The organism is Fibrobacterota bacterium (assembly GCA_019509785.1).
Classification (GTDB): Bacteria; Fibrobacterota; Fibrobacteria; order UBA11236; family UBA11236; genus Chersky-265.
On the sequence record JAEKLQ010000026.1, the window covers coordinates 18,787 to 41,310 of the forward strand.

The following is a 22,524-nucleotide window of genomic DNA, read 5'->3' on the forward strand; positions in this document are numbered from 1 at the left end:
TTCCCGTCGGAATTATAGTATCCTAAGCACCGGCGACGGGATGGATCCCGCGGCGGCAGCGTTGCCGTCGGGCTTTAAGCGATGGCGAAACCCCTGTTATTGGTGGAAGCCCTGGCGGCCCGGAACGATTCGGGCCTCGGGGCCATGACGCGCCTGTTCGTCGACGGCCTGGGCGGGCTCGCGGACCGGGCCGATATCCTCGTTCTCCTCCCTAAAGGCGGAAGCTATCGACCCGGCCCGCACTGCCGCACCCTGGAGGTGGATCCCCGGCCCTGGCGGATATGGGCCGAAACCGTCTTTCCCCTTCTGCTTCTGCGCTACCGACCGGCCGCGGTCCTCTGCCTGGGGCAAACCCTTCCGCGTTTCCGGCCCAAGGCGCGCTACGCTCTCGCCATACCCGATGCCGGCCCGCTGGAAGATCTCGGCTGGCCGACTTCCTCCCATGACGCCTACAACCGTCGCTGGTTGCGGAGCCGCGCTCCGCATGCGGAGCGCCTCCTGGCGATTTCCGCCTTCACCCGGAACCGCCTGCAAGCGCTGCTCGGATATCCGGAGGATCGAATCGATGTGGTACTACCTATCCGCCCGCCGGATCTCGCCGGGGAGCGGAGCGGTCGAATCGGCGCATCGGCCCCCGGGGGACATCATCCTTCCGGGGAATACTTCCTTTCCCTCGGGAACGTGGAGCCCCGCAAGAATTATCCGGGACTCATCGCCGCATACGCGGCTTTGCTTACGCGCCGGCCGGAAGCGCCACCGCTCTTCATCGCCGGGCATCCCGCTTGGGGCCAGGCCGAAGCCGAGGCTGCCGTATCGGCCCATGGCCTCCAGGGACGCGTCCATTTCACGGGGTATCTGTCGGAAGCGGATCGCTCGGCGCATCTCGCCGAGTGCACCGCCTACGTGTCGAGTTCATTGTACGAAGGCTGGGGCCTGCCCTTGTTCGAAGCCTTGGGTTTCGGCAAGCCTGCTATCTATCATGGGGAAAGCGCGCAAGACGAATTCGCGCGCGGGCTCGCCCTGGCCGTGGACTGCCGCGATCCTCAGGCGCTCTCCCGCGCCATGGAAACCGTTTGGAAGGACGCGGCGGAACGGGAACGATTGCGCGCGGCGTTGGCGGCGGGCTTCCCGCGTATGCTGGAATACGATCTGGAAGGGGCCCTGCGTTCGACTTTGCTACCGCTGCTGGATCCCTAGCGCTATTTCGCGGTAATGGGAACGGCCATCCGCAAGGTTCGATGCGGACCCACCACGGAACTGTCCGAATGGAGCGGGCCCTGGCAGGCATCCGCCACGGCGGCGGGATCCAGGTCCACCCAACTGAACCGGATCATCACCGTGTCGCCCTTGGATTTTTCCCAATCCGCGGAATTCAGGAAGCGGCATTGGGGGAGGGAATCGATGCGTACTTCCTTGATGCCGGACGCGGTAGAATCACGGAAGGTGACGTTCCCGATCGAGAGCGCTCCGGTTGAATCCGGGAAGCCCCGGATGGAATCGAATCCCATCTTCCCCGGTATAGGCAGGGCGGAATCGGTAACCTGGCCCAGCGGGTTGGCGAGACGGATCAGGGCTTCTCCGGAAAAGACGTGGGCTACGGTGGTGTCGCGGCCGCCGCTGTCCAGGGCGCATTCGTCCGAGGCCGGGAATCGCACCTGCGTTTCCGGCCGGTACGCCGGCGTTACCCCCGCAGGGGCATCCGCCAGGCCCAGCCGGAGGAAGCGGGAGCATACGTAACCGGCATGATACCCCAGGAAGGCGATGGGCGAGGCCGAATCCCTCAGTACGAAACGGCTGCCGATGGGCAGGAAACGGACCGAATCGATGGCGATGCCTTCGGCCAGCGTGCCCGGGCGATCGGATCCGGGATCCACCGAGCAGGCGGCCAGCACGATTGCGGACAGGTAAAGCGCGCGCCGGATCATTTCCGCCCTCCTAAGTCCCCGCAGGCCGCGTATTCTTCCAAGCTCTCCCCTTCGCGAAGCGTCAGGCAGCCTTGCGCGGCCAAGAGGAATATGGCCCTGCCGAGATCGGCGCCGGTCCGGATCCCGAACCCATCCAAGGTTTCGGCCAAAAAAGGCCCGAAGTCGGCGGCCGTGGCGGTACGGAAGGCATCGCACGCTTCCATCGCGCGCAAGTCGCGGTAGCCCTTGCCCTGGAAGGCGATCCGCTGAAGCAAACGTTGGATGTATTCCAGGCCCGCTGGAGAAAAGGTTTCCGCCCCGTCCCGGAACATGGCCAGATGGGCCTCGCGCAAACGTTCATCGCCCATGCACGTTTTCCTCCGCGCGGGCGGGAAGCCCAAGGAAAGCCAAGGGGTCGAGGGCCATGCCGCCCGACTCGATACGAAGCTCTACGGCCGCGGAATCGCCGCCGATCCATCCCAAGGTGTCGCCCGGCTCCAGCATCGCGCCCGGACGCACGGACGTTCCCATGCGCGCGAAGCCGCGGTAGTAGCTGAAAAGGTTCCGGCCATGATGCAGTTTCAGCCATCCGGCGGTATCGCCCTCGGCGGGAACCGCGACTATCCTTCCCGGCAAAACAGGTAGCACGCCGGTTCCGTTCGCGGCCGAGAAGAGGGCTTCCGGCGAAGCGCCGGCGGGAAAACCGGGGTCGAACGAGGGGGTGGGCAGATTCTTCACCCGCATCGAACGGAAGCTGGCGATAGGCGGATGCGGGTGGATATCGTCGAGGCATCGCCCATTGACGCAGAACGCCGCTCCGCCCCGGGAAGGATCCTTTTCCAGGACCATCGGCTTCGCCTCTCCCCGCAATTCCAAACGCTCCAATTCCCAACGCGGTTCCGACGAAGCGAGATCCTGGCTGCGCGCGAAGCCCGCGGCGAAGCCCGTTCCCGCCCGCGCTTGCCATTGCGCTTCGGCCTTCCCTAGGATTTCGCGCACCTGCCCCGCCGGCTCCGGACCCAGGGGGAAGCCCGTTCCCAGGCATTGGGATGGCGCAACGGGGCAAACCGCATTCACATGGGAGGAATCATGCGCCCAATCCAGGTCGACGGGGGAAGGGGCGGAAGCCGGTGTACGTTGGCGCATCCGGGTCGATATCCACTCTCCCGGGTGCCGGAAGGTTTTCCAAAAAGGGAGGCGCGCGACGGAATCGAACTTGAGGTAGACCACCAGGGCGAGCAGGCCCAGCATTATGATCCGGAGGGTAGGCCGCCGTTTGGGAAGCCGCGCGACGTATTTCGAACGTCGCGCCGGCCGGAAATCCCGGTGGGAAAGCTTCACGCTTATTGCAAAATCAGATGCAAGGCCTTGTTCTTGCCTTCGTTTACGACCTGATCGACGGAAGACTTCTGGCCGCCTTTATTCATCTCGATGCGATGGGTGCCCGAGGGCAACTCCAGCTTGGCGGGAGTCTTCTTGCCGGAATTCTTCCCGTCGATGATGATATCCGCGCGGGCCGGGCTGCTGGAAAGGAAGATCACGCCGATGGGTCCGTCGCCCGGAGCGGGAGAGGAGGCCGCGGCCTTGGGCTTCGGCTCGTCTTCCGGCTCACGCGCCGGAGCCTGCTTGGCGACGGGCAGATCTTCGGGTTCATCGTACTTGGGAGCGGGTTTCGGTTCCGGCTTACGCTCTTCGGGCTCGGGCGCGGCGGCCTTGGGGGCCGGAGCCTTGGCCACCGGCTCATCATTGCCGCCTTCCTTATCCAAAGCCACTTGCAGATCATGTTCCGTGCTGTTCTTCGGAAGCGTGGTCTCGAAGCGTTTGTATCCGGCCATGCGCACGATGATCTTGTTGGAATTGTTGCTGAGGCTAACGTCCAGGGGGGTCACGCCCTTCTTGGAGAAATTCACCAGCACTTCGGCGCCTTCGGGCTCGCTCGTGATATGCAGCATCCCCGCCTTGGGGGCGCTCGGTTCTTCGGACGGCGCGGGGGCCGGAGCGGGCCGCTCCACGCGCGGCCGCGTCTTGGCGACATGAGTCGCAGGGGCCTTGTGGGGGGCGGGTCTCGGCGTTTCGACCAGGGCCTTCGCGGGAGCCGGCTTAGCCGGAACCGCGGCCGGAGGTGTCGCCGGGGCCGATGCGGGAGGAGTAGTGGCGGTCGGATGGGCGGGCGTCGGTTGCGCCGCGGGTCCGGTAGCTTGGGGATTGGCGGGAGTAGAAGGCGCTGTCTGCGCCGGGGAGGCCGGCCCAGGCTGGGCGGCAGGTGCGGTCGCGGAAGGGGAGGCGGGAGCGGCCGGTCCCGTAGGCGTCGCGGGAGTTTCGATGGCCGATGGGATTTCGGGCGGCGGGCTTTTCTTCGAGAAGAAGAAGAACGCTCCGATGGCGACTCCAACCAGGAGTACGAAGATGATCAACTTGGCCGGGAAACGCGCCTCCTCGACCAGGTTGTTCTGCCGCGCCGGCGGGAGATCCCCGTAGCTGGAATATTTTTCTTCCCTGGGCGGTTCGGGGGCTCGTTGCTCCTCGGCATAGGCGGGAATGGACTCCTCATCCTGACCTCCGAATTCGCGGCCGCCTACGCGCCGGCCCGGCTGCTTGCGGGCATTGGGGCTGCGCATGCGCTCTTGGGAGGGCTTACGCTGGCGCGGATCCGGCATGTCCGCATCGGAATCGTAGGAGTGGCCCTGCGCAGGCGATGCCGGCGTGTTGGCATCGGTCGCGGGCGGCTGGGCGGAAGCCTGGGGTTGGGACAGGTTTCCGAATTGGCCGACGGGCAATTGCACGGTGGGGAAATCGAAATTCGCCTGGGGTTGGCCGAAGCCTTGCGCTGAGGTGGGATTCTGATAGCCCTGCGATCCGTTCCCCAATCCCAGACCATTCGCGTTGTAGTTGTAGGCGGGAGCGGGTTGGGGGAAAATCGGCGCCGGGGACTCGGGCAATTGGGTGGGCGCGAATCCACCCTGCGGCGGATTGAAGGTCGGATACCCGTTTTCGGCGGGAGGCGTAGGGGCCTGGAAGGAAGGCGCCGGCGTGTTGGCGTTCAACCCCAATTGATATTGCGGAAGCTCGTTGTTGTCCAGCTTGGAGCCCAGGCGCTGCCCCATTTCGGCCTTGAACTCGTCGAACTCGGTTTTGGGGATCGGCGGCGCTTCCGCCGGTTGATTGGAAATCTTCTGCAGTTCCTCGATCCGGTAGCTGGACGTTTGGCGCAGGATCTCTTTGGAGTCGGCGATCATCTCCGCTTCGGAACGGTAGATGCGCATGATGTTATCCAGGCCAGCGCGCTTCAGGATATCCTGCACCTTCGGGTGCTCGGTGAGGATGGCGATGCGGCCCGAGACCTCCAGCATGTGGCGATTGGAGGCGATGAATGCGTTGATGGTATCGCTATAGAGATACTCGAGGTTCCCTAGATCGATCACGACATTGCGCATGTCGTTCTCGATGAGGAAGCGAACGGTGTTCTTCAGTTTCGCCGAATCGAATACCTCTCCATCGGCCAGGCGTGCGGACACCACATCGAAAATTCCAACGGAGCGGATATCGAACTTGATAATTACCTCCCGGCAACCCCGGTCTTATCGGGCGTGCTCGCCCATTCCCTGGTTTGGGATTGTCTCGAAAAAAGCTCCTCGGAAAAGTACAAAAAAAGAGTAGGAAGGGTGGGGCGATCGTGAGTTTTATGGCTATTTGGCTTGTTTTAAAGGGTCGTTAGGCTGGTTTCAGGGAAGGCCCGAATCCGAGGGGGCAGAGGCGGCTTTCCCCGCCTCGTGAAGGCTATAATCGCCCAGACGAGGAGAGTCCATGCATGCGCGATGAAGGCGATTTCCCGACCGTTCGATTCAGGAAATGCTCTAGCTGCGGAAAGGTCTACACCGGTTCCTTGACCGGCGCTGACGCATGCCCGATTTGCCATACCTCCTTTCGCACCGAAGATCCGTCGGAAGCAGCGGTATTCCGCACCTGCATCCGGGGCCATGTACACTTCATCATCCAAGGACCCCTCCGTAAGCTTGGGCAATTGGAGGATCTGCGCGGGCAAATCGATGGAGCCCTGGCGGATAACGCCGATTCCATCGCCTTCGCTTTCGAGAGCGCCTCTTTCCTGAACAGCAGCCTGATCAACCTCCTTGTCAAGACCATGCAAACCTTGTCCATCGTGGGGAAGCCGACCTTCATCGTCACCCGGGATGCGGACACCTTGGAAAGCCTGCAAATGATGGACTTGGATCGGGTTATGCGCATCCTTCCCGATCGGGAAAGCTACCTGGCCGCATTGGCTTAAGCCTTCCTGGCCTTACCTATCTAGGTCGCGCCTGCGATAGGGATTTTAATTCTCGTTATTGTCCAGGATCTCGCCGTTCTGGGCGGGGACCGGCTTTGCGGGCGGGGCGGGCTTATCCGAAGCCTTTGCCGGGACCGGCGCTGCGGTAGGCGATTCCTTCGCAGGGGCGGGTGCGCTAGGCGCTGCCGTGGGCGCGGCCGGGTTTTTCGGGGCCGGGATGCCTCCCGAAGGCTCCTCGATTTCCCCTTCTTCCGGCGGCAGGGTGGAACCGTTCGGCTGATCCGCTCCTACAGCGGTCGCCCGCCGGGGACGATAACCGCGGCCGTCGAGCTTGGGGAACGCGGGGGTCAACTGCAACGAGATCCGGTGCGTGGAGAGAAGGTCCGGATGGGGGGTAAAGCTGTAATCGATGCCGAGGATGTGCTTCCACGTGTAGCCGATCCCGAAGGTGGCCGTGGTGGCGACCGAATGGGGCGCGAGTTCGGTGAGACCCATCCTAACGGCCATGCCGAAGTCGAAGAGGAATTCGAGCCCCACATGGGTGGCGGCGAGCAGGGCCGCGGGATCGGTCCGTAAGTTCCCGCCGTTCAGATCGAGTTGGGACTTGCCATGATCGGAAAAGAGACCTTCGGATTGGATAGAGGCCTCCAGCGTTCCGTAGAAGTAAGGCGCCGGGAATCGTCCGGAGCCGCCTATGTACAGATCGGGGGTTTCGTACTCGGTGTAACCCGATTCCCAATGCGCGCTGGAGGGTACCAGACCCTTGACCAGCGCCGCCAGGCGGAAACGGTCGTCCCAGGTGTATTGGGCCATGCCGTCGGCGCGGAGGCCCACGCCGTCCTGATCCAGGTGTCGGTAAAGCAGATCAAGTCCGAATCCGATGTCGAGATCCCCCAGGCGCCGGGCGAAGGATCCCGTCACCACGTAATCGGCGACGGAGAACAGGCCTTGCGGCTCGGATGCCAGGGGATCGGTCCCTTCCGGGCGCAGCTCGATATCGCTTACGCCGAACCTGGAAAGGCCGAGCCCCAGGGTGGCGTTGGCCTCGAAGGGCAGGATGAAGGCGAAGTCGTCGAACTGGGCGCGGCCGAACTTTTCCGCATGCGCCGTGGAGAAGGTGAAATCCTCCACATCGTTCATGGCCGCCGGAGCGTTGACGACCGCGTCGGCATCGCGTTGGAAGGCGGGGAAGGTGACCGCCATCCCGGATTGACGGGCCCCGAAGCCTTCGTCCGCCGTGAGGTTCACCCCGGAAGATAGCTCCGGGCCGTTCCCATCCGCCGCCAAGGCATTCGAGCCCGGCGCCAGCATCATGGGTAGCCAGGCCAGCAACAGGAGCGGGTTTCCTCGCGACATAGGAGCCATATTATAGCAAGAAGGCTGGTGGCGGCCCCCGTCCTCCAGGGACTTCTTATATTTCCCGGCATGGCCCCTGGAAGCATTCCCGTCTTCCCTTTACGCAATCCCTGTTTTCCCGGACACAAGATCCCGCTGCGGATTTTCGAGGATCGGTACATCAGGATGCTGAAGGATCTTGAGGACAAACCCCAATTCGTAATCTCGATGATCAGTTCCGGCGAGGAAGTGGGAGGGACGGCGACGCCCTATCGGGTGGGAACCCTCGTCGATTTCGATGCAGTCGATCGGCAAGGGGATTACACCTACATCCGCCCCAAAGGCCGCAAGCGCGTTTACCTGGAATCCTTCGATCGCGATAGCCAGCCTTACCTGACGGCCCAATGCCGCGAGTACTCGGACGAACCCGTCGAAGCGGCGGCGGGTACGGATCGGCTTCCGGAGCTGGAAGCCAGCATCCTCAAGATGGTGACCGTGCTCGGTCCCGAGGAAAGCCGGGGCATACGCGACGTTCTGGACGGAGTGCGCACCGATCTCGATCGGGAAAATTATTCGCTCTTCCTCTGCGGCTGCCTGCACCTGCCCCCGATTTACCTGCAACGCCTTTTGGAATTGCGCTCCTTGCCCTTCCGCATGGAGAACGCCCTCAACCTGCTTTCCCAGCGGGGCGAATGAACGTCGTCTTCGATTGGGCCGGGACCTTGGCCGACGATCAGGAGCTTACCTGGCGTATCACCGATCAGGTCATCCGCGAGGCGGGCTTCCCTTCCGTACCCTTCGAGACCTATCGACGGGAATTCACCTTGCCCGCGGCGGGCTTTTACGCGACGTATTGCCCGGGAACGCCCTGGGAGCGCATCGAGTCGGCCTTCGTGGCGGCGTGCCGCCAGCGCTATCCAAGGGAGGTAGCCTTGCACGCGGGAGTGCGCGAGGGCGTCGCCTGCATGGCATGCCGGCATAAGCTTTTCTTACTGTCCACCTTGGACCAGGCCATGCTGGAAGACGCTTTGGATCGCCTGGGGCTGCGGCGCTTCTTCGCGGGCGTGCGGGGTTCGGCGGAAGACAAGACGCGCGCTTTGCCGGAGCTGTTGCGGGAGCAAGGACTCGCCCAGGATGAGACTATCATGATCGGGGATACGCCGCACGATCTGCGCGCGGCCGCGGCGGCGGGCGTGGCCGGCATCGCGGTAGCATACGGATACGCTTCTGCGGAAGCCCTGGCCGCGGAGAGGCCGGAAGTAAGCTTAGGCAGTTTCGCCGAGGTCTTAAGGTTTCTCGACAAGGGCGCCTGCGCCGAGAGCCGCCATTTTCCGGTGGCCACCGTGGGCGGCCTCATCCGCGATGCGGAGGGCAATGTGCTCCTGGTGCGCACGCGTAAATGGGCGGGGAAATACGGCATCCCCGGCGGGAAGATCGACTACGGCGAAACCATGGAAGCCGCTTTCGCGCGCGAGGCGCGCGAGGAAACCGGGCTGGCGGTGCGGGATATGGAGTTCGCCATGGTACAGGATTGCGTGGAGCATCCGGAATTCTACCGGCCCAGGCATTTTATCCTGGTGAATTACATGGCGCGCGTGGACGGCGTAAAGCCGCCGGTGCGCCTGAACCACGAATCGGACGCGTACCTCTGGGCAGGCCCGGCGGAAGCGCTGGGCATGGATCTCAACGGCCCGACCCGCGTCTTGATTGAGAAAGCGTTCGAGAAAGCGTCCGGGAAAGCCTGCTAGATGGCATCGGACAAGGCGGGGAAGGCCAAATGGGAATAATGCGGATCGAGGATCTCAAGGTTCGTTGCATCGTGGGCGTGTATACCCATGAGCGCAAGGTGGAACAGGATTTATTCGTGGACGTCCGGCTGGAGCTCGATTTCGAAGCGGCCGCCCGCACCGATCAAATCGGGCATACCTTGGATTATACAAGCTTGGCGGGGATGCTCGAGGAATGGATGCAACGGGAAAAGTTCCAGTTGATCGAAACGCTGGCCGAACGCGCCTGCGTGCTGATCACGGAGGCCTTCCCGGAGGTGCGCCAGTGCCGCGTGACCATCAAGAAGCCGGGAGCGCTGGTCGCCGCGCGTTACGCTTCGGTGACGGCTGAAAAGGCGGGGGGCCAGTGAAGCCGCGGCGCATGGCTATGCGCAAAGCGGGCAAGACCGCCTTGGTAACCGGGTCGGCCAAGCGATTGGGTCGGGTCATCGCGTTGCGCTTGGCGGCCGAAGGATACTTCACCTGGGTGCATTACCTCTCCTCGCGCGACGAAGCCGCGGAAGTCCTGGAAACCATCCGCTCGGCCGGAGGGGATGGCGCCCTTGTGAAAGGCGACGTGGCCTCGTCCAAGCAAGTGGCGGCGATGGCGGAGCGGCTGCGCAATGATTCCGGCCGGCTGGACCTGTTGGTGAACAACGTCGGCGTGTATCGGACAGGGGATCTCGCGAGCTTTCCGGTGCAGGACTTCGCCGCTACCTTACGGACCAATCTGGTAGGCGCCTTCGATCTGATCCAAGGGACGCTGGATCTGTTCCCCGAAACGGGAGGGAGCGTCGTGAACATCGGCTACGCGGGCGTGGGCAGCTTGGCGGGATCGACCCATAACACCGCTTACCTCATCTCCAAAACGGGAATGCTGGTGCTGACCAAATCATTGGCCCAAGCCTTGGGGCCGCGGGGAATTCGGGTGAACATGGTCTCGCCGGGAATCCTCGACAATAGCGTCGAGCTGCCGCGGAGGACGCGCGACTACGTTCCGCTGGATCGCCTGGGCCGTTGCGATGACGTCGCCGAGGCCGTGGCTTTCCTGGCATCGGGAAAGGCTTCGTATATCACCGGGGTGAATCTGGACGTCGCGGGGGGCTATATGTTGGGGCTGAAAGAGATCGAGGACTTCAAGCGCTCTTGATCGCGGACGGGTCCGGCAGGCGGACTGCCGGGTTCGCGGACGGCCAGCGCCTCACTTCAGGAGCGCCTTCACCTTCTCCAGCAGGATATCCACCCGGAACGGCTTCGCCAAGTAGTCGACTTCGGAATTCTGATCCAGGGTAGCCGGCACATGCTTACCCGGGTAGCCGCTTATGAAGAGCACGGGCATGGCCGGGCGTAAGGCGGAAAGCCGGGTCGCGAGCTCTTGGCCGTTCATGATCGGCATCATGATATCGGTTACGAGCAGGTGGATGTCGCCGACGAAACCCTCGCTGATCGCCAAGGCCTCTTCGCCATGGCCCGCTTCCAGAACGCGATACGATTGCATCCCCAAGATGCTCGCGATGAGGCGGCGCACCGACTCTTCGTCCTCCACCAGCAAGATGGTCCTACCCGTTGAGTTTTGCATTAACCTTAAAGGTTAATAAAACCTTTGATAGAGGGAAACGATTGTAACGATCCGGTCATGCTTCGTTGAGGCTATCCAGGACATGGCGGACCTTGCGTTGGAACTGGGCCACGGTGAAGGGTTTTGGGAGCCAGTCGGTCTGATCTTCGCATACGTCAGGCCAGATATCGGCGCGGCTGTATCCGGATACGAACAGCACCCTGATCCGGGGCCGTAATGCGCAGAGGCGGTCGGCCAGATCCTTACCGTTCATGTTCGGCATCATAACGTCCGTGACCAGCAGGTGGATCTCGCCGGCGAAACCTAGGCTTTGGGTCAAGGCGGATTCCCCGTCCTCGGCGACCAGGACGCGATAGCCCAGCTTGGCGAGGGTGCGCGCCATGAATTCGCGCACGGAGCGCTCGTCTTCGACCAGGAGAATGGTCTCCCGCGGGCGGGCGCCCCCGTTCTTTCCCGGTTTGGCGACGGGAACGGCTTTGCGGCGGACTTGGGTATCGGGTTTGGGTACGCGGGAGGGTTCGAACATTTCCGCCTCCGGTTCAGGCCTCCAACTTGAAGAGCCTTTTGAGATCATTGAATTGGGCGTGGTGCAAGACCCCGCTATGCTGCAGCAGGCCCACGAGCACTCCTGGAGCCAATCCCTGGGCGGCCGCGAACCGCTTGATGCCATCGCGGGCCGGCGGTATGACCGAAGTGAAACGCAAGAGACCGTCCTTGGGCAGTAAATGCTGCATGGCGAATTGATCGGCGGCTTCCTCCTTGGCGCGGCTGTAGCCGGCCGTCTCCAGGAATACGTCGCGTTTCCCGTGCAGGAGGATGTGGCCGGCTTCGTGGAAGAAGGTGAGCCAGAATTGGTCGTCGGTGGTGTAGCGTAGGCTCATTTGCAACAGCGCCTTGGCCGGGGAAAGCCAACGGGTGGCGCCGTTGATGCTTAGGCGCGGCGGCTCGGGCAGGAACGCCAGGGCCACGCCGGAATCAGCGCAGATCCGCGTCAACTCGGGGACCCAAAGCGCGGGCGGCTTCACGGTGAGGCGGCGGATGGCGGCCAGGTTGCGCGTGAAACGGCCGGCATCGAAAGGGGCGCAGGTGATGCCGCGGGCCTTGATTTCGCCGACCCGCAGCCAGCCGGCCAGCAACCCCGGGTCGTTCTGATAGGCCGGCGAACGCCGGAAGGTCACCCGGGGGCCGCACCAAATGCGCTTCCAGACTTCCGGCGAGGCGACCCCGAAGAAATCCAGTACCGCCTGCAATTGCCTTACCTTATCGGCGTGCCCTTTGATCCAGCCGAGCTTTACCATCTCGCGCACCGGCAAGCTATCCAACCAGCCCGCCTTCGATCGCAACCTTTCGCGCTCTTGCCGCTTGGCCAGGAATTCGCGGAAGTGGTAATCGCGGTTGGCCCAGAAGGCCGCCGGGACGCCGAGCACGCGTTCGAGCTGCAGGGCGGTCTCCGGAGTGAGGGCGGCCTTGCCCTTGATGATCTCGTTGATGGTCTTCTTGGGCCGTCCCATGCGTTCGGCCAACTCGGCCTGGGACATGCACAGGGCCTCGAGGGTTTCCTTCAAGGTCTCTCCCGGCGGGGAGACGACGTCGGGCGAATATTGGTTATGGCTTGGGTTTGGCATCGGTACCGCGAAGTGCGACGATAATGATCGAATCTATCTTATTCCAATCCCAACCACCATTGCCGGGATAGGGCGCCTCCGGCCGGAAGACGAGCCGGCAAGGCGCTCCCAAATCGAGGGCCATGTCCCCGCCTCCCTCGGGGGCGGAAATGCCGATATGGGGGAAAGAGCGGATATCCGCCAGCACATCGGCGTTGAAAAGCTCGTCCAGCCGTTGGCGGAGCACGCGGGCGCGGTTGGCCCCCAGGCGCTTTACCAAAAGCTCTTGGTTATTGCATTCGTTCTTGAGCGCTTCGGTCGCGAAAACAATTCTCATTTGTATCGTTAACCCCTAGGGTTAATAAAACTAATAAGGCCGATCGCCATCCGGGCGCGGCTTTCCGATATCGGAGAGTGGGCCGGGCCCTCAACCGGAAGCTCCCTAATCCGCGCGCGGTCCGCGCCCGCGGGCAAGGTCCCAAAGCGGGCGCATCGGTTCCGCCGGAACCCATATCCGGTCTTGACTTCTTTCCGCGCCCCGGGCTTACGCGACTTCCCTTGCGCGGAATGCGCGTCCATTGCATCCGGCCCTTAAAAAGTTTTGATTGTTGTATGCCGCCACCGTCGGGAAACCAGACATTCCCGCGCGCGGGCCGCGACCGGCAGGCGAGGGAATATCAAAACGAAGAGGAACGATATCGTCAATACCCTGGAAACCATCCTCCTGGTCGACGACGAGGCTTATATACGGGAGCTGGTAGGGGCCATCTTATCCGTCGAGGGCTACCAAGTGCTGGAAGCCGCCGATGGGGAAGAAGCCCTGAAGGTGGGAAGCGCTTACGAGGATAAGATCCATCTTCTCCTGACCGACGTGGTGATGAGCCCGATGGGAGGAGGGGAACTGGTGAAGCGCATCGTGCCCCTCCGTCCGGATATGAAGGTCCTGTATATTTCCGGCTATCCCGATGACCCCGCGGTCCGTTCCGGATTGGATAGCAGCATGGTCGCCTTCCTGGCCAAGCCATTCTCGCCCAAGGTCCTGGTGCGTACCATCCGTTCCATCTTGGACGGGGTTCCGGCGGAAGCCCAAGTCCCACCGCGGTAGGAATGCTATCTTCGCGGGACGCCCGATAGGCGCGGCCGGCAGCCGCGCGACGGGCCCCGGGAGATGGCGATGGCGCGGAAGCCCGAATCGGTTTGGGGTTACATCGAGGGTTATTATGGACGGCTGTTCGGGTGGGGCGAACGCGAAGCCTTGATCGGGCATTTGGCCGGGAGCCGCGCCGGCCGCGCCTCCGCCGCGTACCTCTATGCCCCTAAGGAAGATCCGCTCCACCGTAGGGATTGGCGCGTTCCTTATCCGGCCGCCTGGCGCACCCGGTTCGGGGCCTTGGTCCGTTCCGGACTCCGCCGCGGGGTGGACGTTATCCCCGGCATGGCTCCCGGCCTTTCTTTCGACTACCGATCCGAAGCGGATTATCGCGCCTTGCTGGGGAAGCTGCGGGCCTTTCAGCGCCTAGGCTGCCGCACCTTGGCCTTGCTGATGGACGATATCCCCGCGGCATTGCCCGCGAAGGCGAAAGGGCATTTCCGTTCCCTGGGCGAAGCACATGGCTTGCTCTTGCGCCGCCTTCAGGCCGATTTGCGCGCCGCTGACGCGCGGACGGGATTATGGTTCTGCCCTACGGTTTATACCGATCAATTCGCCTCGGGACCCATCGAAAAAGATCCGTATCTCGAGGACTTGGCGCAGACCATGCCGCCGGAGATCGCCTTGATGTGGACGGGGCCTCGCATCATCGCTCCCCGGTTGGATCGATCCGCCCTCGCCTGGCTCTCCCACCGCTTCGGAGGCAACCTGGTCTTGTGGGACAATCTCTATGCGGACGATTATTGCCCCAACAAGATCTTCCTCGGGCCATATGTCGGGCGCACGCGGGAAGCCTGGACCCTGACGCGGGGGATATTGCTCAACCCGACCGGGCTTCCGGCAACCGATCGGTTCCTGTTGGATCTGCTGGCGGCCCATGCCCGCGGCGAGGCCGCTGTTAAGGCTTGGAAGGCATGCCTGGCGCGCCATGACGTGCCGCGGGAGTTCCTGGCAGTGGCCCCATTCCTGGCTTCCCCTTTCTTCCAATCCGTTCGCGAGGATCTGACTCCCCTCCGGATAGCCGCCATGCGCAAGGCCTTGAAGTACCTGATCTGGGATTGGAAGGGCGTGCTGCATCAGGAATGGTATCCCTATTTGTTCATGCTGGACGCGGATCTGAAGGCGTGGGACGGCGGCTTAAAGGAAAAGGAATGGGTCCGGAAACGGTATAGCCCCTTGCTGGCGGGAATACTGGCCGGAAAGTGAGCGGCCACGGGTCATTTGCTACCTTTGCCGCATCACCCCTTGCGGAGAAATCCATGTCCAGAAAGAACATCTCTACCGGTTCCAAGTGGGAACCCATCATCGGATATTCGCGCGCGGTGCGCGTGGGAAACCAGGTTTTCGTATCGGGCACGACCGGTACGGACGCGAACGGGCAGGTGACGGGGGATACCTTCGCGCAGTCCAAGCAGGCCTTGGCCAATATCGCGGCGGCCCTCGCCCAAGCGGGCGTCTCGCTCGAGAACGTCGTGCGCACGCGCATTTTCATGACCGATATCACGCAATGGGAAGCCGCCGGCAAGGCCCACGGCGAAGTTTTCGGTTCGATCCGTCCCGCCACCACCATGGTGCAGGTCGCCAAGCTGATCGATCCCGCCATGCTGGTCGAGATCGAGGCGGACGCCGTCGTGGCATGATCAAGGCCCGCGGCCTCTCCAAGACCTTCCGCGTTCATAAGAAAGAGGCGGGCCTTAAGGGTTCGCTGCGGGCGCTCTTCGCGCGCGAATGGACCACCATCCACGCGCTGAAGGGCGCGGATCTGGACGTGGGGGCGGGGGAGATCGTGGGGCTGGTAGGCGCCAACGGGGCGGGGAAGACCACCTTGGTGAAGGCCCTGTCCGGGATCCTCTATCCGAGCGGAGGGACCGCGGAAGTGTTGGGCCACGTGCCGTGGCAAAGGAAGAACGAATTCCGCCGGCAGATCGCCCTGATCATGGGGCAGAAGGCGCAGCTCTGGTGGGACTTGCCCGCGGGCGACGGCTTCATGCTCTTGCGGGAAATCTACCAAGTACCTAAGGATCGCTTCCGGGCCAACCTGGACGCCCTCGTCGAGGCTTTGCAAATCGGGGACAAGCTGGGCATCCAAATCCGCCGGCTGTCCCTGGGCGAACGCATGAAGATGGAATTGATCGCCGCGCTCTTGCATCAGCCCAAGGTGGTGTTCCTGGACGAGCCGACCATCGGACTGGACCTGGCCGCGCAAAGGGCCATCCGTAATTTCATCCTGGAGTACCGGCGGCGGGAGAATCCCGCGATGATCCTCACCTCCCATTACATGGAGGATATCGAGCGGCTTTGCGAACGCATCGTGTTGATGCGCGACGGCGAACTCGTGTACGACGGGCCGCGGGTGAAACTGGTCTCCGCTTACGCGGGCCACAAGGTCCTGACCGCGCATCTGCGGGTGGGCGAAACGCCGGCGGACGGGCCTCCGCGGCCGGAGGCGGGCCGGGCCCCGGGGGAAATCCTGGAGTGGAACGCGACCCTGCTCAAGGTCAAGGTGGATAAGGCCGATGCGGCCGCCGCGGCATCCCATCTCTTGCAAGCCTATCCCGTGGCCGATCTGAGCATCGAGGAAGAAGATATCGGGACGGTGATCGAAGCCATGCTGGGGAAAAAGGGCGCGGCCGCATGATCGCCTGGCGCTTTTACCTGAACAACCTGCAGCGGCTGGTTTCCTATCGCGCGGAATTCTGGATCGGATTCGTGGGAACCCTGATCAGCCAGATCGGAGTGGCCTATTTCCTATGGAGGGCCATTTTCCATGCGCGCGGCGTGGAGACCCTGCGCGGGTATACCTTCGGGGGAATGATGTTGTACTACCTACTGGTTCCGTTGGTGGAACGGGTGGGGCATGTCCAGGATATGGCGGGTTTTTCCGGGGAAATCTATGACGGGGGCTTGAGCCGCTATCTACTCTATCCGGTTTCCTATTTCCGCATCAAGTATGCGGCCAACCTGGCCCAGGCCACGGTTTACCTGTGCCAATTGGTGCTCATCTTACTGGGATACGGTATCGCCTTCGGACTGCCGGCGGGATTTTCCGCGGTTTCTATCCTGCAGGGGATTATCGCTTTGGGGGCTTCGGCGACCTTATGCTTTTTCCTGTCGGCGACGGTGGAAATGGTGGCCTTCTGGGCCGATAACGTGTGGAGCTTGTGGATCCTGGTGCGGATGACCATATCCTTGCTCGGCGGCGGCATGATCCCCCTGACATTCTTCCCGGTTTGGGCGCGCGCGGCGTTGGCATGGCTTCCCTTCGGGAGCCTGATCGATTTTCCCATCCGTTGCCTGCTGGGAAAGACCGGTTGGGGAGAATGGATGGCGGGCCTGCTTTCCGCTTTCGCTTGGACCGGGATATTCGGCGCGGCGACGGCGGTGTTGTGGCGGCGCGGCCTGAAATCGTACGCGGGCGTAGGGATCTGATGCGCCGCTACTTGCGCCTTTACGGGCATTTCGTCCGCTTCTCCTTGTCCAAGGCCATGGAGTTCCGCTTCGATTTCTTTTTCCGCGTGCTGATGGACTTGGCGTATTACGGCATCCAAATCGCGTTCTACAACGTGGTCTTTCTGCAGACCTCGGCCTTGGGCGGTTGGAACCGGGAACAGGCATTGGTCTTCCTGGGGGGCTATCTGGTGGTGGACGGCATCGCCATGACTTTCTTTTCCAACAACCTGTGGTGGCTTCCCTCGGCGGTGAATCATGGGGATCTGGATTATTACCTGGTGCGGCCGGTCTCATCCCTGTTCTTCCTCACCTTGCGCGACTTCGCGGCCAATTCCTTGATCAATTTGCTCTTCGCATTGGGCATCCTGGCTTGGGCCGTCACGCGACTGCCCCAGTTCCCGGGCCTCGGTTCCTGCGCGCTTTTCCTGGTGATGATCGCCGCGGGGGCGGTCCTGAACGGGTTACTCCATTTATTGGTCATTATCCCGGTTTTCTGGATGCATTCCGCCGGCTCCTTGCACGGCATTTTCTACAGCTTCTCCCGGTTCATGGAACGCCCGGACGGGATCTTCACCGGCTGGACCCGGCGTTTGCTGGTTACCGTGTTCCCGTTTTGCCTGATGGCGTCTTTCCCGGCGCGGGTGTTCCTGGAGGGGCCGGGATGGGGCATCCTGCTGCATTTCGCCGCGGTGTTGGCGGCCATGTTCGCCTTCGTCGCCTGGTTTTGGGGGAAAGGGTTGCGGGCGTATTCGTCCGCATCGAGCTGAGATGAGTTACGCCTCCTTGGCCCAAGCCGTCGCCGATCTGGAGAGGACCGGTCGCCTGCGCCGCATCGAAGGCGAGGCCGATCCGTACCTGGAGATGGCCGAGATCCAGCGCCGCGTCTATGCCGCCGGCGGGCCCGCCCTGCTTTTCACCCGCGTGAAAGGAACGGCTTTCCCGTGCGTGTCGAACTTGTACGGCACGCGCGAGCGCGTCCGATACCTGTTCCGGGATACCTTGGATTCCGCCCGGGCCCTGCTCGCCCTCAAGGCCGACCCGATGGCATGGGCGCGGTCGCCCGTCCGCTATCTTCGCGCTCTATCCGCCGCCGCGCATGCGCTGCCGATGCGGACCGCATCGCTTCCGGTCGCGGCCCATGAAACCAGCCTGGACCGGCTGCCGCAAATCGTTTCCTGGCCCAAGGACGGCGGGCCGTACGTCACCTTGCCGCAAGTCTTCACCGAAGATCCGGATCGGCCGGGCCTGAGGCATTCCAACCTGGGGATGTACCGCGTCCAACTGGCGGGGGCTCCTTTCCGGCCCGGGCGGGAAGCCGGCCTCCACTATCAGATCCACCGCGGCATCGGGATCCATCACCACGCTGCCATCGCGCGCGGGGAAAAACTCAAGGTAAGCGTGTTCGTGGGCGGGCCGCCGGCCCACGCCCTGGCCGCGGTGATGCCCCTGCCCGAGGATACGCCCGAAGCCTATTTCGCCGGGCTCATGGCCGGCCGCCGCTTCCGTTACGGGTATCGTGGAGGTTACCTGCTCTCCGCCGACGCCGATTTTTGCATCACCGGGACCGTCGATGCCGCGCGCGCCCTGTCCGAAGGGCCTTTCGGGGATCATCTCGGCTACTACAGCCTGGCGCATCCCTTCCCGGTCCTGGAAGTGGAGAAGGTTTGGCACCGCGAAGGGGCAATTTGGCCCTTCACCGTGGTAGGCCGTCCGCCCCAGGAGGACTCTCACTTCGCGGAAATCATCCACGAGCTTGCCGGCCCCGTCCTGCCTGCGGTCCTGCCCGGCGTGAAGGCGGTGCATGCCGTAGAGGCCGCCGGCGTGCATCCCCTGCTGCTGGCCCTGGGCGCCGAGCGCTACGTGCCATACGCACCCCGCAAGCCGCGCGAGCTGCTCACACTGGCCAATGCCCTTTTGGGATTCGGCCAATTGTCCCTGGCGAAATACCTGCTCATCGCCGCTAGCGAGGATGCGCCCGGAATGGATATCCGCGACGTGGGGGCTTTTCTGAAGCACGTTCTGGAACGGGCCGATTGGCGGACCGATCTGCATTTCCAGACCTGCACCACCATGGATACCTTGGACTACAGCGGCACGGCCTTGAACGAGGGATCGAAGGTGGTAATCGCCGCGGCTGGTCCGGCGCGGCGCGCCTTGGCGGCAACGGTTCCCGCCGACGCGGAACAATCCCTGCCGGATGGATTCCCGCGGGCCGGATGCCCGCTGCCGGGAGTCCTGGTCCTGTCCGCCCCTCCATATCGCGATGCGCAGGAGGCCCGCCGCGATGTCACGCGCTTGCTCGCCGTTTGGGAAGGCCGCTACCCGCCCGGCGGGGAGCATGCATTGACGGGTTTTCCTTTGGCCGTGCTCGTCGATGACGCGGCTTTCGCTTCCGCCAACCTGGGTAACTTCCTGTGGACGTCCTTCACGCGTTCCGATCCCGCCCGCGACCTGCATGGCGTGGGAGCCTTTACCGAGGACAAGCATTGGGGCTGCCGCGGAACCTTGATCCTGGACGCGCGCATCAAGCCGCACCATGCCCCGGTCCTGGAACCGGATCCGGAGGTGGTTCGCCGCGTGGAAGAGCGCGCGGCCCGCGGCGGGGATCTGCACGGCTTGTTTTGAGCTTTCCAATTGCCGTCGCCCTCCCCAAGACTTAAGTTTGGTCCCATGTCGCATAGCGCGTTGGAATCCCCGTCCGCCTCTATCGATCCCAAGATCGAACCTTCGTGGAAAAGCCGCTTGGGAGAGGAATTCCGTAAGCCTTATTTCGCGGCCCTCAAAGCCTTCCTCAAGGAAGAAAAAGCCAACGGGGAAATCGTCTATCCCCCCGGTCCGTTCATCTTCAATGCCTTCAACAAGACCCCCTTCGATAAGGTGAAAGTGGTCGTCCTCGGGCAGGATCCTTATCATGGCCCCGGCCAGGCACATGGCCTCAGCTTTTCGGTCCAACGCGGCGTGAAGCCGCCGCCCAGCCTGGTCAACATCTTCAAGGAACTGAGGGCGGATACCCACGCGGTGCCGGGGGGCTTCGAGATGCCGGACCATGGCTGCCTGGAAGCCTGGGCGGAACGGGGCGTGCTGCTCCTCAACGCTTGCCTCACGGTGCGCGCGGGACAGCCGGCCTCGCATCACGGCAAGGGCTGGGAGATCTTCACCGGCGCCGCGGTGCAGGCCCTCAACGATGCCAAGCAGGGTCTGGTCTTCCTGCTGTGGGGCAAGCCCGCGCAGGAAAAAGGATCCATCATCGATCCTTCCCGGCATCATGTCTTGAAGGCGGCGCACCCTTCGCCCTTTTCCGCCGATCGCGGCTTCTTCGGATGCCGCCACTTCTCCAAGGCAAACGCCTTCCTGGAAAAGGAAGGCCGCGATCCCATCGATTGGCGCCTCTGACACTACATTTATGCCCCTCATGAAGGATCCGCTGTTATCCGAATACGATTTCGCGGTGATCGGCGCCGGCCCGGCCGGGCTGCTGGCGGCGATCAACCTGGCGGGCGCCAACGTGGGTCGTTCCAAGCCCTATTCGATCGCGCTGCTCGATAAACGCGATCCATGGCGCGAACCCGTCGCGTGCGGCGAAGGCGTCTCGGCCCAGGGCCTGCGGGATCTGGTCCCCAAGCTGGAGCCGGCCTGGATCCGCGAGCCCATCGACGGGGTCGTTTTCGTTTCGCCCAATGGCACGCGAGTGACTTTCCAGCGCGAAGGAAGCGGCCTGCTCATCGATCGCGCCCTGATGCACAAGAACCTCGCCGAGGAGGCCCGACGCCGCGGCGCCCACTGCAATTTCCGGGCGCGCGCCACGGCGGTATCGCGGCTAGAGAACGGCCGCCGCCGGATCAAGATCGAAGGGGAAGACAATCAGGAGATCAAGGCGCGCGTGGTCATCGATGCCAGTGGACCCGGAGCTGGATTCGGGGCGGGGGAAAAGATCACCCAAGGCGACTTCGACGTCGAACCTTCCCTCTTCGCGCTGTTGAGCGGCATCGAGTATCCCGTGAACTATATCCAGATGTTCTTCGGGAAGAATTACGCGCCCGGCGGCTACGCTTGGCTCTTTCCCCGGGACAAGCACATCGCCAACGTAGGCTTGGTGGTCGGCAAGAAGTTCGCGCGGGAGGCCCCCGCGCGGAAGGCCCTCCAGGACTTCCTGGCCAGGACCTATCCCAAGGCCAAGGTAGAGCTTTATCATGGCGGAGCCATCCCCTGCGGTTATACCGCCGATCCCCTCGCCGTGGATAATCTCTTCAAGGCCGGGGATGCGGCTAACATGGTGAATCCCATCAGCCGCGCGGGCATTCTCGAAGCCATGAAGGGCGGCCAACTGGCGGCCCAGGCGGCCCTTCAGGTTATCGAGTTGGGCGACGAAACGGAGAAGGCGTCCCACTACCGGGCCTATAAGGACGGATGGGATGAGGCCTACGGTAACGCCAACATCCGCATCCACAAGGCCAAGGCCGCATTCATGGGTATCTCCGACGCTACCTTCGATAAGGCGGCGGGAAGCCTGGCGAAGATCCCGGCGGAAAAGGTGACCATGAGCCGCATTTTCTTGACCACCTTGTGGTCGACGCCGTCCCTCATCTGGAAGATGCGCAGCCTGATCTAAAAGACCGCGGTCGATGGCTTGCCAAGGGCGGCCTGGGCGGGCCAGTTCACCGGATTTTCCTTCCAGACCTTGTCCGAATTGAAGGACTTGAAGAAGCTGTCCCATAGGATTTGGTACAGATCCGCATTGTGTTCCTGATCGATGACGACCACCGGGTCGCCGGAACGATCCGGGAAAGCGGGGGCCTGGGATAATTGGATGGCCGAGAGCCATTTTTTCGCGAAGAAGATGAACTCCAAATCGTAGGCATCGCCATGCTTCCACTTCTCCAAGGTGGTTTGCGTGTAGACGAGGTTGATTTTGTAGTCATTCGGGAATTGGCAGACGAAACGGATTTCCCGGCCACCAGTAAACATAGTGCCCTTGATGTAGCCCGGGTTCCGGAACCCGGCGAAATCGAGGGTATCCGGACGCAAGCTGTCATGCAGGGGAATCCGCGATTCCAACTTCATGAGGGTCCAATCCCCCGGCGGCACCTGCACGGGCGGCAAGACCGCGGATGAATCCTGGCCGGTGAAATCGATGTTCTGGCCCAAGGAATCGGGCACCTTCCAGATGCGGCCATCTTCATTCGCCGAGGTAACGTAGTTGACCTCCACCACGTTGAACCGGAAATGCAGGATGCGGATGGTATCCGATCCGCCAACGGACGCCGATGCCAGTTTCGGCAGGGCGGGAGGATCGTCGGCATAATCGATGGTGAAGGTCGCGTTGACCTGCTGGGTCTTTCCGGGATTCCCCACTTCGGTAAAGCATCCCGTCAACGCCGTGAAGGCGCATAGGGCGGCGAAGTAAGCCGCGCAGAAGGCCGCGCGCAAGAATATGCCCTTCCCTTTCTTCAC

General features: G+C 62.8%; 25 protein-coding genes. 15 read left to right on the top strand and 10 right to left on the bottom strand.

Annotated features, from left to right (window positions below; translation table 11 throughout):
- The first annotated feature begins 81 nt into the window (after positions 1-81).
- Positions 82-1,197: a glycosyltransferase family 4 protein gene (locus JF616_05260; protein MBW8887151.1), complete on the top strand. Its 1,116-nt coding sequence runs from the start codon at positions 82-84 to the stop codon at positions 1,195-1,197.
- Between the two features lie 2 nt (positions 1,198-1,199).
- On the opposite strand, the gene JF616_05265 is transcribed toward JF616_05260, so the two are convergent.
- From JF616_05265 to JF616_05280, 4 genes are all read right to left on the bottom strand, one after another.
- Positions 1,200-1,925, bottom strand: coding sequence for a hypothetical protein (locus JF616_05265; protein ID MBW8887152.1), 726 nt, complete (start codon positions 1,923-1,925; stop codon positions 1,200-1,202).
- The gene (locus tag JF616_05270) at positions 1,922-2,272 is read right to left on the bottom strand and encodes a hypothetical protein (protein MBW8887153.1); all 351 of its coding nucleotides are present in this window, start codon (positions 2,270-2,272) and stop codon (positions 1,922-1,924) included. Before JF616_05270 ends, JF616_05265 begins: the two co-directional genes overlap by 4 nt.
- Positions 2,262-3,155 carry a hypothetical protein gene (locus JF616_05275; GenBank protein MBW8887154.1) on the bottom strand — a complete coding sequence of 298 codons (894 nt, stop codon included), beginning with the start codon at positions 3,153-3,155 and terminating at the stop codon, positions 2,262-2,264. Before JF616_05275 ends, JF616_05270 begins: the two co-directional genes overlap by 11 nt.
- Before the next feature lie 92 nt (positions 3,156-3,247).
- Positions 3,248-5,419 (bottom strand): PEGA domain-containing protein, encoded by a 2,172-nt coding sequence (locus tag JF616_05280; protein MBW8887155.1) that lies wholly within the window; start codon positions 5,417-5,419, stop codon positions 3,248-3,250.
- A 293-nt stretch (positions 5,420-5,712) separates the two neighbouring features.
- Here JF616_05280 and JF616_05285 point away from each other — a divergent pair, with 293 nt between their 5' ends.
- On the top strand, positions 5,713-6,189 hold the full coding sequence (locus JF616_05285) for a hypothetical protein (protein ID MBW8887156.1): 477 nt from the start codon (positions 5,713-5,715) through the stop codon (positions 6,187-6,189).
- A gap of 45 nt (positions 6,190-6,234) precedes the next feature.
- Here the strand turns inward: JF616_05285 and JF616_05290 are convergent, their stop codons facing one another.
- Entirely contained in the window at positions 6,235-7,545 is a 1,311-nt protein-coding gene (locus tag JF616_05290) for a hypothetical protein (protein ID MBW8887157.1), read from the bottom strand.
- 27 nt (positions 7,546-7,572) lie between these two features.
- On the opposite strand from JF616_05290, the gene JF616_05295 reads away from it, so the two are divergent.
- The 4 genes from JF616_05295 (at position 7,573) to JF616_05310 (ending at position 10,440) form a co-directional block, all read left to right on the top strand.
- Positions 7,573-8,220: an LON peptidase substrate-binding domain-containing protein gene (locus JF616_05295; GenBank protein MBW8887158.1), complete on the top strand. Its 648-nt coding sequence runs from the start codon at positions 7,573-7,575 to the stop codon at positions 8,218-8,220.
- Positions 8,221-8,669: 449 nt separating this feature from the next.
- Positions 8,670-9,272, top strand: coding sequence for an NUDIX domain-containing protein (locus JF616_05300; protein ID MBW8887159.1), 603 nt, complete (start codon positions 8,670-8,672; stop codon positions 9,270-9,272).
- 29 nt (positions 9,273-9,301) lie between these two features.
- Complete coding sequence (folB, locus tag JF616_05305; GenBank protein ID MBW8887160.1) at positions 9,302-9,661, top strand: dihydroneopterin aldolase; 360 nt, start codon at positions 9,302-9,304, stop codon at positions 9,659-9,661.
- Between the two features lie 11 nt (positions 9,662-9,672).
- Positions 9,673-10,440 carry an SDR family oxidoreductase gene (locus JF616_05310; protein ID MBW8887161.1) on the top strand — a complete coding sequence of 256 codons (768 nt, stop codon included), beginning with the start codon at positions 9,673-9,675 and terminating at the stop codon, positions 10,438-10,440.
- A 51-nt stretch (positions 10,441-10,491) separates the two neighbouring features.
- Here the strand turns inward: JF616_05310 and JF616_05315 are convergent, their stop codons facing one another.
- The 4 genes from JF616_05315 to JF616_05330 are packed head-to-tail and all read right to left on the bottom strand — an operon-like array spanning position 10,492 to position 12,810.
- Entirely contained in the window at positions 10,492-10,869 is a 378-nt protein-coding gene (locus JF616_05315) for a response regulator (GenBank protein MBW8887162.1), read from the bottom strand.
- Between the two features lie 55 nt (positions 10,870-10,924).
- Complete coding sequence (locus JF616_05320; GenBank protein MBW8887163.1) at positions 10,925-11,395, bottom strand: response regulator; 471 nt, start codon at positions 11,393-11,395, stop codon at positions 10,925-10,927.
- A gap of 13 nt (positions 11,396-11,408) precedes the next feature.
- Entirely contained in the window at positions 11,409-12,494 is a 1,086-nt protein-coding gene (locus tag JF616_05325; GenBank protein ID MBW8887164.1) for a HigA family addiction module antidote protein, read from the bottom strand.
- Positions 12,475-12,810 (bottom strand): killer suppression protein, encoded by a 336-nt coding sequence (locus JF616_05330; protein ID MBW8887165.1) that lies wholly within the window; start codon positions 12,808-12,810, stop codon positions 12,475-12,477. Before JF616_05330 ends, JF616_05325 begins: the two co-directional genes overlap by 20 nt.
- 264 nt (positions 12,811-13,074) lie before the next feature.
- Between JF616_05330 and JF616_05335 the strand changes: the two genes are divergently transcribed.
- From JF616_05335 to JF616_05375, 9 genes are all read left to right on the top strand, one after another.
- On the top strand, positions 13,075-13,578 hold the full coding sequence (locus JF616_05335; protein MBW8887166.1) for a response regulator: 504 nt from the start codon (positions 13,075-13,077) through the stop codon (positions 13,576-13,578).
- Positions 13,579-13,647: 69 nt separating this feature from the next.
- Entirely contained in the window at positions 13,648-14,829 is a 1,182-nt protein-coding gene (locus JF616_05340) for a beta-N-acetylglucosaminidase domain-containing protein (protein MBW8887167.1), read from the top strand.
- A 53-nt stretch (positions 14,830-14,882) separates the two neighbouring features.
- A complete protein-coding gene (locus JF616_05345) occupies positions 14,883-15,263 on the top strand; it encodes a RidA family protein (protein ID MBW8887168.1) in 381 nt (126 codons plus the stop codon).
- Positions 15,260-16,261, top strand: a complete 1,002-nt coding sequence (locus JF616_05350) for an ATP-binding cassette domain-containing protein (GenBank protein MBW8887169.1) — start codon at positions 15,260-15,262, stop codon at positions 16,259-16,261. Before JF616_05345 ends, JF616_05350 begins: the two co-directional genes overlap by 4 nt.
- Positions 16,258-17,052, top strand: coding sequence for an ABC-2 family transporter protein (locus tag JF616_05355; protein MBW8887170.1), 795 nt, complete (start codon positions 16,258-16,260; stop codon positions 17,050-17,052). The genes JF616_05350 and JF616_05355 overlap by 4 nt, the downstream gene beginning before the upstream one ends.
- Positions 17,052-17,840 carry an ABC-2 family transporter protein gene (locus JF616_05360; GenBank protein ID MBW8887171.1) on the top strand — a complete coding sequence of 263 codons (789 nt, stop codon included), beginning with the start codon at positions 17,052-17,054 and terminating at the stop codon, positions 17,838-17,840. The genes JF616_05355 and JF616_05360 overlap by 1 nt, the downstream gene beginning before the upstream one ends.
- Position 17,841: 1 nt before the next feature.
- Positions 17,842-19,698, top strand: a complete 1,857-nt coding sequence (locus JF616_05365; GenBank protein MBW8887172.1) for a UbiD family decarboxylase — start codon at positions 17,842-17,844, stop codon at positions 19,696-19,698.
- A gap of 45 nt (positions 19,699-19,743) precedes the next feature.
- Complete coding sequence (gene ung, locus JF616_05370; GenBank protein MBW8887173.1) at positions 19,744-20,466, top strand: uracil-DNA glycosylase; 723 nt, start codon at positions 19,744-19,746, stop codon at positions 20,464-20,466.
- 10 nt (positions 20,467-20,476) lie between these two features.
- Complete coding sequence (locus tag JF616_05375; protein ID MBW8887174.1) at positions 20,477-21,682, top strand: NAD(P)/FAD-dependent oxidoreductase; 1,206 nt, start codon at positions 20,477-20,479, stop codon at positions 21,680-21,682.
- On the opposite strand, the gene JF616_05380 is transcribed toward JF616_05375, so the two are convergent.
- Complete coding sequence (locus JF616_05380) at positions 21,679-22,524, bottom strand: hypothetical protein (GenBank protein ID MBW8887175.1); 846 nt, start codon at positions 22,522-22,524, stop codon at positions 21,679-21,681. The genes JF616_05375 and JF616_05380 overlap by 4 nt on opposite strands.

Coding starts and splice junctions, on each gene's coding strand:
- JF616_05345 (MBW8887168.1), top strand. CDS start 14,883: ATGTCCAGAAAGAACATCTCTACCGGTTCCAAGTGGGAACCCATCATC.
- JF616_05310 (MBW8887161.1), top strand. CDS start 9,673: ATGGCTATGCGCAAAGCGGGCAAGACCGCCTTGGTAACCGGGTCGGCC.
- JF616_05365 (MBW8887172.1), top strand. CDS start 17,842: ATGAGTTACGCCTCCTTGGCCCAAGCCGTCGCCGATCTGGAGAGGACC.
- JF616_05320 (MBW8887163.1), bottom strand. CDS start 11,395: ATGTTCGAACCCTCCCGCGTACCCAAACCCGATACCCAAGTCCGCCGC.
- JF616_05260 (MBW8887151.1), top strand. CDS start 82: ATGGCGAAACCCCTGTTATTGGTGGAAGCCCTGGCGGCCCGGAACGAT.
- JF616_05275 (MBW8887154.1), bottom strand. CDS start 3,155: ATGCTGGGCCTGCTCGCCCTGGTGGTCTACCTCAAGTTCGATTCCGTC.
- JF616_05375 (MBW8887174.1), top strand. CDS start 20,477: ATGCCCCTCATGAAGGATCCGCTGTTATCCGAATACGATTTCGCGGTG.
- JF616_05315 (MBW8887162.1), bottom strand. CDS start 10,869: ATGCAAAACTCAACGGGTAGGACCATCTTGCTGGTGGAGGACGAAGAG.
- JF616_05350 (MBW8887169.1), top strand. CDS start 15,260: ATGATCAAGGCCCGCGGCCTCTCCAAGACCTTCCGCGTTCATAAGAAA.
- ung (MBW8887173.1), top strand. CDS start 19,744: ATGTCGCATAGCGCGTTGGAATCCCCGTCCGCCTCTATCGATCCCAAG.
- JF616_05360 (MBW8887171.1), top strand. CDS start 17,052: ATGCGCCGCTACTTGCGCCTTTACGGGCATTTCGTCCGCTTCTCCTTG.
- JF616_05330 (MBW8887165.1), bottom strand. CDS start 12,810: ATGAGAATTGTTTTCGCGACCGAAGCGCTCAAGAACGAATGCAATAAC.
- JF616_05290 (MBW8887157.1), bottom strand. CDS start 7,545: ATGTCGCGAGGAAACCCGCTCCTGTTGCTGGCCTGGCTACCCATGATG.
- JF616_05270 (MBW8887153.1), bottom strand. CDS start 2,272: ATGGGCGATGAACGTTTGCGCGAGGCCCATCTGGCCATGTTCCGGGAC.
- JF616_05340 (MBW8887167.1), top strand. CDS start 13,648: ATGGCGCGGAAGCCCGAATCGGTTTGGGGTTACATCGAGGGTTATTAT.
- folB (MBW8887160.1), top strand. CDS start 9,302: ATGGGAATAATGCGGATCGAGGATCTCAAGGTTCGTTGCATCGTGGGC.
- JF616_05355 (MBW8887170.1), top strand. CDS start 16,258: ATGATCGCCTGGCGCTTTTACCTGAACAACCTGCAGCGGCTGGTTTCC.
- JF616_05265 (MBW8887152.1), bottom strand. CDS start 1,925: ATGATCCGGCGCGCGCTTTACCTGTCCGCAATCGTGCTGGCCGCCTGC.
- JF616_05300 (MBW8887159.1), top strand. CDS start 8,670: ATGATCGGGGATACGCCGCACGATCTGCGCGCGGCCGCGGCGGCGGGC.
- JF616_05285 (MBW8887156.1), top strand. CDS start 5,713: ATGCGCGATGAAGGCGATTTCCCGACCGTTCGATTCAGGAAATGCTCT.
- JF616_05325 (MBW8887164.1), bottom strand. CDS start 12,494: ATGCCAAACCCAAGCCATAACCAATATTCGCCCGACGTCGTCTCCCCG.